The 7,000-nt window shown below is 62.5% G+C and carries 5 protein-coding genes; 3 read left to right on the forward strand and 2 right to left on the reverse strand.

Going from position 1 to position 7,000, the window contains the following annotated elements; translation table 11 throughout:
• Both H0V78_06185 and H0V78_06190 read right to left on the reverse strand, forming a co-directional pair.
• Positions 1–1,360 (reverse strand): PAS domain S-box protein (locus H0V78_06185; protein ID MBA2351370.1); only part of this gene is annotated, 1,360 nt, incomplete at its 3' end.
• 235 nt (positions 1,361–1,595) lie between these two features.
• The gene (locus H0V78_06190; GenBank protein MBA2351371.1) at positions 1,596–2,528 is read right to left on the reverse strand and encodes a LysR family transcriptional regulator; all 933 of its coding nucleotides are present in this window, start codon (positions 2,526–2,528) and stop codon (positions 1,596–1,598) included.
• A 302-nt stretch (positions 2,529–2,830) separates the two neighbouring features.
• Between H0V78_06190 and H0V78_06195 the strand changes: the two genes are divergently transcribed.
• The 3 genes from H0V78_06195 to H0V78_06205 all read left to right on the forward strand — a co-directional run.
• Positions 2,831–3,535, forward strand: a complete 705-nt coding sequence (locus tag H0V78_06195) for an SDR family oxidoreductase (GenBank protein MBA2351372.1) — start codon at positions 2,831–2,833, stop codon at positions 3,533–3,535.
• Between the two features lie 361 nt (positions 3,536–3,896).
• A complete protein-coding gene (locus tag H0V78_06200; protein ID MBA2351373.1) occupies positions 3,897–5,369 on the forward strand; it encodes an efflux RND transporter periplasmic adaptor subunit in 1,473 nt (490 codons plus the stop codon).
• Positions 5,366–7,000: efflux RND transporter permease subunit (locus H0V78_06205; GenBank protein MBA2351374.1), on the forward strand; the 1,635-nt coding region annotated here is incomplete at its 3' end. The genes H0V78_06200 and H0V78_06205, both read left to right, overlap by 4 nt.

The following is a 7,000-nucleotide window of genomic DNA, read 5'->3' on the forward strand; positions in this document are numbered from 1 at the left end:
CGCTGATGTCGCGCACCACCGCCTGCAACACCGTGCGTCCGCGGTACTCGATCAGCGTCCCCGCGATTTCCGCGTCGAAGGCGCTGCCGTCGGCGCGCATCCACCTGGCTTCGGTAAAGACGCCAGCGCCGTGCCCCTCAAGAACATCGCGAGCTCGTTGGTTCGCGACAGCGCAATGGCTGGGATGCACGAAGTCGATGATGTGTCGCCCGATCAGTTCCCCCGGATCCGCGACGCCCAGAATCCGCGCGCAGGCCCGATTGACGAGAGCGAACTTGCCGCCGTCGCAGACCAGAATCGCCTCCGGCGACATGTCTACCAGTTGCCGGTAGCGCGCTTCGCTTTCGTACAGCGCCTTGGCGACTGCGCGGCGTTCGGCGTCATGCGAAAAATTATCGAGCGCCAGCGAAATATTCGCCGCCATCCTCCCCAGCAAATCGCTGAGCTGAGCGTCGAAAAAGTCGGCTTCGACCGCGTACAGCCCGAGTACGCCAGTAACTTCGTTGTGCTGGTGTATCGGGAAAGACGCGGTCGCGCGAAAACCGGCGCTCGCTACCGCGCCCCGCCACGGCAGCGTATTTGGATCGCCGCAGATGTCGTTGCATATGTAAGGCCGGTTTTCGCGGCACGCCGTCGCAGCCGGCCCGCCCCCCATCGGCTTGTCGAGATCCAGCGGCCATGGCAGTGTCTTGAAGAAACCCTGATCGTCGCCTTCCGATGCGGCCAGAACCAGAAGGCGCAGGACCGGATCGATCAATCCTATCCATGACATCTTGAACTGCCCGTATGCGACGGCGATGCGGCAGACCTCGCGGAACAGGGAATCGCGATCGGAGCTGCGCGCAATCGCTTCGTTGGATTCGCTGAGCGCCGCATACAAACTGGTCAGGCGGGCGATCTTTTGTTCGGATTGCTTGCGCAGACTGATGTCGCGCAGGTAGGCGATAAATACGGGCTGGCCCCTGACCAGGGTAGGCGCAATCGCGAGTTCGATCGGAAACTCGCTGCCGTCGGCGCGCATCGCGGTGATTTCGAAGCGCGTGCCCAGCACGACAGCCTCGCCTGTGGCCAGATAGCGCGCCATGCCGCGCTCGTGCGCTTCGCGCAATGCCGGCGGAATGATGGTTTCGGCGAGGGTTCTGCCGATCACCGCTACGCGCTCATAACCGAAGGTTCGCTGCGCGGCTGGATTGAAATCGATGATGCGGCCCTGATGGTCGGCCGTGATGATGCAATCGAGCGCCGTTTCCAGGATCGCGCTCTTGCGCATCTCGCTTTCCTGCAGCGCCAGTTCCGCCAGTTCCATTGTCGTGTGGAGATGGTCGGATGCGTGCTTGTCGCGCGGCGAGCGGATGTTCATGGCCGGAGTTCGTGGCAGACCGGCCACGAAGGAGAGAACATCATCAACATCATTTTTCTTAAGCCGCGGCTTATCCTTTCGGTGCCACTTGGGTCGCATAGATTAACACCGCGCGCCGGTGTGCGGAATTCGATTCTCCCCGGGATAGCGCGATTCGCCCGACGGGCGATAGCGAGCCCACCCCGGCTTCCCAAGCAAGTGGGGAAGGAGCAAACCGATGTGAGCAGGAGCGCCTTCAGGCGTCCGCGCTGGTATGGGCGGGCCTCGCCAGGTCCGCGAGATCGAGTTGCGAAAGCAGGAAATCGACGAAGGCGCGCACCTTTGGCGCGTGCATGCGTCCGGGCGGAAACACCGCGTTCAACTCAAACGCAGGTCCGGACCAGGGCGCCAGCACGCGCCGCAAACGGCCGTCGATCAATGCCGGTGCTGCAAATGGCTCGGGCATGAGCCCGATGCCCAGACCATTCAGGAGAGCGACATTGATGCAGGAAGGATCGTTGACCGCGAACACCGGATTGACGAACACCTCCGCAGTCTCCGCTTCCTGGGTCAGCTTCCAGCAGTAGCGGTTGGCGTGGCGGTAGATGCTCAAGCTGATGGTGCGGTGGTGCTCGAGGTCTGGGGGCTGCAAGGGCTCGCCGTAACGCTCGAGATAGCGCGGACTGGCGTAGGTCTGCGAACGGATGATTCCGAGGCGGCGCGCGGCGAGCGTCGAATCCTGCAGCTTGCCCACGCGCAAGGCCAGGTCCATTTCGGTCGCCACCAGATCCAGGTTTTCGCTGCTCAACAACATTTCCACGCGGACTTCCGGGTGAAGCGCCATGAAGGCAGGCAGCAGCGGCGCGACCGCATCGCTGCCCAGCGAGTACGGCGCGGTAAAACGCAGCCAGCCGCGCGGCGTGCCGTGCAACTGGTTGACGGCTGATTCCGCTTCCGCGAGTTCACGGCCTATGCGCGCGCAGTAATCGTAATAAAGGGCCCCGGCCTCGGTGAGGCCGAGCCGGCGCGTGGTTCGCTTCAACAAGCGTGCGCCCAATTCCTGCTCAAGGAGTTGCAGCTTGCGGCTGAGTGTCGCCTTCGGCACGCCGAGCATGCGGGCAGCCGCGGTGAAGCTGCCCATTTCGACCACCTTGACGAACATCAATGTGTCGTTGAGGTTGCGGCTCATGTGCTGAGCTATTCCTTGTTGGCCTCCGTCATGCCGGCCCTACTGTCTTTCGCAAACGAGTGAGGGCTAGCGTTTCCGAGGATGAGGACGATTCCTGTGTCATTCCTCATTATGGCTGATTCTGGAACAATCATTCTCAAAAACGCCCGCTAATCGGGTTTGTTGTTATCTTTTAATATTCACTCCACCAGTGCAAGTAGAGGAAAAGAAGGAATGCGTTTCATCCCAAACACAGCGCGCGCTGATCTTGCCCGAAGGAATGGATCGCTTGTTCACGGCCGTGGCGCGCGGGAGCCGCGCGTATGAGCGGCAAGGTTCTCGTCCTGGGCGCGAGCGGTGGCATCGGTCGCGCCATCGTCAGCGAGTTGATTGCGGCCGGCCATCAAGTCATCGCCGTGGCGCGCAACCGCGAGGGACTCGATGCGCTCGCCGAGCGCATCGCCGCTCCGCAAAAGCTGACTCTGCTGCAAGGCTCGGTCGCGACCGACGCCGATGCAGGGCGGCTGGTCAAGGAAGTGCGCGCGTTACGCGGGCGGGTGACGACGGTGATCGCAAGCGTCGGAGGGCCGATCGAAGGCGGCCGCCTGATCGACCGCCCCGCGTCGTTCCTGTCGCGCACCTTCGAGGACAACGTCGTCACGCATTTCATCGCCGCAAAGCATTTGCTGCCCCTGCTCGCCGAAGCGGGACGCGACGGCTTGTACATTTTGTTCGGCAGTCCGGCCGCGGAATGCACGTGGGCGGGTTATGGGCATCTATCGGTGAGCGCCGTGGCGCTGCGCATGCTGATTCAGGTTTTGCGTGAGGAAACCAAAGAGTTGCCGGTATCGGTGCAGCAGCTCCAGCTCGGCACGCCGGTGCGCACCGAGAAAAACACCAAGTGCGCGTGCCCGGACTGGACCGGCGCGGACGAGGTCGCGCGCCGCGTCGTCGACTTGATCCGCAATCCCGAGGCTGCCGAGCCGATTGTGCGGCTGGGTTCCTACGCGCGTTGCACGGATAAATAGATGCCGGTGTTCCTGTCCGCGGACGATGTTGTGGCAGCACAACGCGCGTAACTCGCGCTGAATAAAGAATTTTGCGCTTCATGTCGAAAATGGATGTTGGGCAACGACAACAGTACGAGGTGTGGCGGATTCGGAGATTCCGGGTAACGGCTTTGATTCCATGGAAAAAGACGAGCCCCGGTATGACGGTTGCTGAAGGCGGAAGATTAACCCGGCGTTCACGCCCGGAGAGCACATGACACTGGATAAATTGATGGAATTCGCCGGTTTGCGCGCCGGCTATCGCAGCGGTTTTCGCGAGTATGTCAACGGCGGCGCTTTTTGCGATCACGTTATTGGCGGCGATTCTCGCGATCACATCATGCGCAGCGGTTCTCGCGATCGCGTCATCACATCGCGCCTGACGCCATTCGCGGTTTTGTTGTCGGCGATCGTGCTTTCGGGCTGCAACAGCGGCGACGCTACCCTGGCGCCGCAGATGCCGCCTCCACCCGCGGTCAGCGTCGCCGCGGTCGTCTCGAAGGAAGTGACGCAGTGGGACGAATTCAATGGCCATGTCGAGGCGGTGGATACGGTCCAGATTCGGCCACGCGTCGCCGGCTACATCGACGAGATTCACTTCCAGGAAGGCGCGGAGGTCAAGAAGGGCGACGTGCTCTTCGTCATCGACCAGCGCTCCTATCGCGCGGAATTGAATCGCGCGCAAGCCGAGCTCGAGAGATCGCGCGCCCAGTCCGTTCTGGCGAGCGCGCAGGCCGAACGCGCGAAGAAGTTGCTGCAGACGCGCGTCATGTCCCGGGACGAATATGACGAACGCATCGCCGCGCACACGCAGGCGAGAGCTGCGATCCGCGCCTCCGAAGCGGCGGTGGAAGTGGCCAAGCTCAACCTCGAATACACAACGGTTCGCTCGCCGATCGACGGCCGCACCGGGCGCGCGCTGGTGACGCCGGGCAATCTGGTTAGCGGCGGCGAGATGGTTCCGGAGGCGACTTTGCTCACGACGGTGGTCTCGCTCGATCCCGTGTACGTTTATTTCGAAGGCGACGAAGCGACCCACCTGCGCTACAGCAAGCTCGCGCGCGACGGCGAGCGGCCCAGTTCGCGCGTCTCACCGAATCCGGTGTTCGTGGGATTGGGCGACGAGGAAGGCTTTCCGCACAAGGGGCTGATGAATTTCATCAATAATCAGCTCGATCCGGGCACCGGCACGATCCGCGTGCGCGCCGTGCTCGACAACAAGGAGCGCATCTTCATGCCGGGCATGTTTGCCCGCATCAAGGTTCTGGCCAGCGGCGCGTTCCAGGCAGTGCTGATCGATGACAAGGCGGTGCTGACCGATCAGGACCGCAAGTACGTCTACGTGTTAGGCGAAGGCAATACCGCGCAGCGCCGCGACATCAAGCCCGGACGCATGGTCGATGGGCTGCGCATCGTCGAGCGCGGCTTGAGCGCCGGCGACAAAGTGATCGTGCACGGCGTGCAAAAAGTTTTCTTCCCCGGCATGCCGGTCGCGCCGCAAGTCATCACGATGGGCGATCCACCCGCCGCGCCGACGCCACCGGGACCACCGGCCGCAGCCGCAGGGGGCGAGGGTGAACAAGCGCCGGCGCCCAAGGAAGCGCCAACCAAGGAAGTGCCAACGAACGAAGCGCCAAAGAACGAAGCGCCAAAGAAGTCCGTTCGTGGTGAGCCTGTCGAACCACGAGTCGCGGGCAATCAGTACGATCTTGACCGCTCCTTCGACGAGCTCAGAGCGAACGGAGCAGAGCTCAGGACGAACGCAGCGCTTGTTCGGAGCTTCGCCAACGCCGGCAAGGAGCCGAGCGCATGAAGAACTTTTCCGCGTTATTCGTAGACCGCCCGATTCTTGCGGGCGTGTTGTCGATCGTCATCTTCGTTTCCGGCCTGATCGCGATTCCGCTCTTGCCGATCAGCGAGTATCCGGATGTCGTGCCGCCGTCGGTGCTGGTGCGCGCTGTCTATCCCGGCGCGAACCCGAAGGTGATCGCCGAGACCGTCGCCACACCGCTCGAAGAAGCGATTAACGGCGTTGAGAACATGGTCTACATGAAATCGGTCGCGGCCTCCGATGGCGTATTGCAGTTGACGGTCACCTTCAAGCCGGGCACCGATGTCGATCTAGCGCAGGTACAGGTGCAAAACCGCGTGAGTCAGGCGAGCGCGCGCCTGCCGGAGGACGTGCGCCGGCTCGGCGTCACCACCGAGAAGCAGTCGCCGAATTTGACCATGGTCGTGCACCTGTTGTCGCCCGATCAGACCTACGACGCGCTGTACTTGCGCAACTACGCGACATTGCGCGTCAAGGACGAACTCGCGCGCCTGCCCGGCGTCGGCCAGGCGCTTGTTTTCGGCGGCGGCGATTATTCCATGCGCATATGGCTCGATCCGGACAAGGTCGCGGCGCGCAATCTCACCGCCGGCGATGTGGTGCGCGCGATTCGCGAGCAGAACATACAGGTGTCCGCCGGCACCATCGGCGGACCGCCGCAGCCTACCGCCAACGACTTCACGCTTTCGCTCAACGCGCAGGGCCGCCTCGTCACCGAAGACGAGTTCGCCGATATCGTCGTCAAGACCGGAAGCAATGGCGATATCACACGGCTCAAGGACGTGGCCCGACTTGAATTGGGCGCGAACGAATACGCGCTGCGCTCACTGCTCAACAACCGGCAGGCGGTCGCGGTCGTGATTTTCCAGGCGCCGGGGTCGAATGCGATCGAACTTTCCGACAATGTGCGCGCGAAGATGGCGGAGCTGGACGACTTCTTTCCCAGCGGTGTGAAATGGGATGTGGTCTACGACCCGACGGTGTTCGTGCGCGATTCGATCAAGGCGGTGATCGAGACACTGCTCGAAGCGACGCTGCTGGTGGTGCTCGTGGTGATCCTGTTTTTGCAGACCTGGCGCGCATCGATCATTCCGCTACTGGCGGTGCCGGTGTCTATCGTCGGCACGTTCGCCGTGCTGCTGGCGCTCGGCTTTTCGATCAACACGCTGACATTGTTCGGGCTTGTGCTCGCCATCGGTATCGTCGTCGACGACGCGATCGTGGTGGTCGAAAACGTCGAGCGCAACATCGCAAATGGCCTGTCGCCGAAAGCCGCAGCACACCAGGCGATGCGCGAAGTCAGCGGACCCATTATCGCGATCGCGCTGGTGCTGTGCGCGGTGTTCGTGCCGATCGCGTTTCTGTCCGGCGTCACCGGGCAGTTCTATCGGCAGTTCGCTGTCACGATCGCGATCTCGACGGTAATCTCGGCGATCAATTCACTGACCCTGTCGCCGGCGCTCGCCGCGGTGTTGCTGAAACCGCACGGCGCGAAACCGGATGGCTTGACGCGCGTCCTCAACTTTTTATTCGGCTGGATATTCCGTCCGTTCAATCGCGTGTTCAACCGCGCGGCGCACGCCTACGCCGAAGGCGGCCGGCCGGCGTTTGGG

The sequence above is a fragment of the Burkholderiales bacterium genome (assembly GCA_013695435.1).
In the GTDB taxonomy this organism is placed as follows: domain Bacteria; phylum Pseudomonadota; class Gammaproteobacteria; order Burkholderiales; family JACMKV01; genus JACMKV01.